This is a genomic window from Streptomyces sp. DvalAA-14 (assembly GCF_900091855.1).
In the GTDB taxonomy this organism is placed as follows: domain Bacteria; phylum Actinomycetota; class Actinomycetes; order Streptomycetales; family Streptomycetaceae; genus Actinacidiphila.
In genome coordinates, this window is the sequence record NZ_FMCH01000613.1 from 1 (window position 1) to 2,812 (window position 2,812).

Annotated in this window: 3 protein-coding genes and 1 pseudogene; 1 reads left to right on the forward strand and 3 read right to left on the reverse strand. The window is 72.4% G+C overall.

Annotated elements, in window-relative coordinates; translation table 11 throughout:
• A partial coding sequence (locus tag GA0115240_RS36455; RefSeq protein ID WP_370673400.1) for a hypothetical protein occupies positions 1–210 on the reverse strand: 210 nt, incomplete at its 3' end.
• Positions 211–594: 384 nt separating this feature from the next.
• Between GA0115240_RS36455 and GA0115240_RS32700 the strand changes: the two genes are divergently transcribed.
• Entirely contained in the window at positions 595–1,752 is a 1,158-nt protein-coding gene (locus GA0115240_RS32700; protein WP_093742420.1) for an ROK family transcriptional regulator, read from the forward strand.
• Positions 1,753–1,853: 101 nt separating this feature from the next.
• Here the strand turns inward: GA0115240_RS32700 and kdpC are convergent, their stop codons facing one another.
• A complete protein-coding gene (kdpC, locus tag GA0115240_RS32705; protein WP_093742422.1) occupies positions 1,854–2,480 on the reverse strand; it encodes a potassium-transporting ATPase subunit KdpC in 627 nt (208 codons plus the stop codon).
• Between the two features lie 31 nt (positions 2,481–2,511).
• A pseudogene (locus GA0115240_RS32710) lies at positions 2,512–2,812 on the reverse strand (potassium-transporting ATPase subunit B); the annotation flags it as partial.

Sequence of the window (2,812 nt, forward strand, 5' to 3'; positions counted from 1 at the left end):
GCCCGGGGCGCTCGCGGCCTGCGCGGCCTGCGCGGGGACGGTGGCCGGGGCGGTGGCGGACGCGGCGGCGGGCATCACGAAGGCCGCCGCGAGTGCGGCGACCGCGACGGGCAGGGTGAGGGCCCCGCGCAGACCGCCCCGGAGCCGGGGCAGTCGTTTTCTGTGCCGCCGGGATCCGGTGGGGCCTGCGAATGCTGCTGGACGAGCCATGGGTCTACTCCATCTCGGCGCGAGGGCGTGCGGCGGAGACCGGGAACTGCCCGGGTGCGGACAGGATTCAGCTGTCCTCGGGGGCGCACCCTCGGTGGTGGTCGTCCCGGAACACCACCGGGGGGACAGCCGCGCCCGGTGGGAGGAAGCCGGTCGCACTCCTCGCCGGACGGAACCGTCCTGTCCGCTCCGACGAGGAAGTGCGCCGAATCTAGCCAGGGTTTCCTTCCACCGTCAACATAGTCGGCGGCGTCAGTCGCACAGTCGGCGCGGGACAACTCCCGGTTCGGACAGCAGTTTCGGGGCTCCGGCGCGGGATGTCGCGGACACCCTGCCCCGCGCTGCGGGCTTCCTTGCTTTCCCGCGGAAATGTAGGGTCCGGGCATGACGCTCGCCGATCGGCCGCCCGCCGCCGCCCTGGTCTTCCAGACCCTGCTCGCGCACGGCCCGCTCACCCGCGCCGAGGCCGGGCGGCGCACCGGGCTGTCGCCGGGCGCGGTCACCAAGGTGGCCACCCCCCTGCTGGCCGACGGCTGGATCACCGAGCTGGGCCGGCCGGCGCCGGTCGAACGGGCCAACGGCCGCCCGGCCACCCTGATCGCGGTACGGCCGGAACGCGCCCGGTTCATCGGAGTGAAGGTCACCGCCGACGAACTGATCGGCGTACTCGCGGATCTGACCGCGCGCCCGCTGGCGGCGCGGCGCGCCTCGCTCGGCTCCCGCGATGTCGGCACCGTGGTGCTGGCCATCGCCCGCCTGGTCGACCGGCTGCGGGCGGCGGCCGGCGCCGGGCAGGAGGGGGGCGTGCACAGCATCGGCGTCACCATCGCCGGGGATGTCGACGGGCACACCGGCACCGTGCAGTACTCGCCGTTCCTCGACTGGCGCCGGGTACCGCTGGCGCAGCTGGTGGAGTCGGCCACCGGCACCCCGACAGTCATCGAGAACGACGTGCGGGCGCTGACGGTGGCCGAGCAGTGGTTCGGCGCGGGCGCCGGACTGTCGTCCTTCGCGCTGGTCACGGTCGGCGCCGGCATCGGTTGCGGGCTGTCCATCGGCGGCCGGGTGGTGTCGGGGGCGCACGGGGTCTCGGGCGAGGTCGGGCACCTGCCGGTGGGCGGCACCGACCGTATCTGCACCTGCGGCAAAACCGGTTGCGTGGAGGCGGTCGCCTCCACGCATGCCATCACCGAACAGGCGCGGCAGGCCACCGGCGAACCCGAGCTGACGATGACGCAGGCGGTGCGGCTGGCGCACGCCGGGGACCCGGCGGTGCGGGCCGTCTTCGCCCGGGCCGGGCGGGCGCTGGGGCTGGCGATGGCCTCGGTCGCCAATCTCATCGGCCCCGAGCGGATCATCATCTCCGGCGAGGGCGTTGCCTCCTACGACCTGTTCGCCGACCAGATCCGGCAGACCTTCGCCGACCACGCGTTCGGCGCGGCCGCGGACTGCGATCTCGTGGTCAGGCCGCTGCCGTTCGAGGAGTGGGCGCGCGGCGGCGCGGCCATCGCCGCACAACGCGTCTTCGCACCGGTGAAGTGACCGTTCCCGGGGCCCGGCGCCCGGGGTTCGCCGGCGGCGGGCGGACGCCGCGGGGCCCGGGTTCCTGTGGAACCCGGGCCCCGTTTCCGGCTGGGCCGTGGTCAGGACAGCTTCGCCAGATCCTTGTTCAGCTCCAGCACATTGACGTGGGCTTCGCCGAGGAAGCCGAGGCTGCGGCCGTCCACGTTGTCCGCGACCAGCTTGTGCACCTCGTCGGCGGACAGCCCGCGCGCCTTGGCGACCCGGTTGACCTGCTCGTAGGCGTAGGCCGGGGAGATGTCCGGGTCCAGACCGGAACCGGAGGAGGTCAGCGCGTCGGCCGGCACCTTGGCGGGGTCGACCCCGTCGAAGGCGGCGATGTCGTGACGGCGCTGCTGGATCGCCTTGACCAGGTCCGGGTCGTTCGGCCCGAGGTTGGTGGCGCCCGACGCCAGCGGGTCGTACCCGCCCGCGGACGGCCGGGGTTGGAAGAACTTCGGGTCCGGCCGGGGCGCCTCGTCGGCGTTGTCCGGGTTCTTCTTCGGCAGGTCGAAGTTCTGCCCGAGCAGGCTCGACCCGACGACGTGGCCGTCCTGCTTGACCAGGGAGCCGTTGGCCCGGTGGCCGAACGCCGCCTGGGCGACACCGGTCACCGCCAGCGGGTAGATCACCCCGCAGACCACGGTCATCAGGATCAGGATGCGCAATGCCGACAGGTGCCGGCGGATCGCGGTCGGAAGATTGGACATGTCATGCACCTACTTTCTTCGAATCCGCCGGTCAGCGCAGTCCGGGAATGAACTGGATGATCAGGTCGATGACTTTGATGCCGGCGAACGGCAGCACCAGGCCGCCCAGGCCGTACACCCAGATGTTGCGGCTGAGCAGCTTGGCCGCCGAGGCCGGGCGGTAGCGCACGCCGCGCAGGGCCAGCGGGATCAGCACCACGATGATCAGGGCGTTGAAGATGATCGCGGAGGAGATCGCCGAGGTCGGGCTGTGCAGCTTCATGATGTTGAGCTGGTTCAGGCCCGGGTACACCACCGCGAACATCGCCGGGATGATGGCGAAGTACTTGGCG

What these genes read in the sequence shown, in the direction of transcription:
- kdpC (WP_093742422.1), bottom strand. Translation starts at nt 2,480, where the DNA reads ATGTCCAATCTTCCGACCGCGATCCGCCGGCACCTGTCGGCATTGCGC.
- GA0115240_RS32700 (WP_093742420.1), top strand. Translation starts at nt 595, where the DNA reads ATGACGCTCGCCGATCGGCCGCCCGCCGCCGCCCTGGTCTTCCAGACC.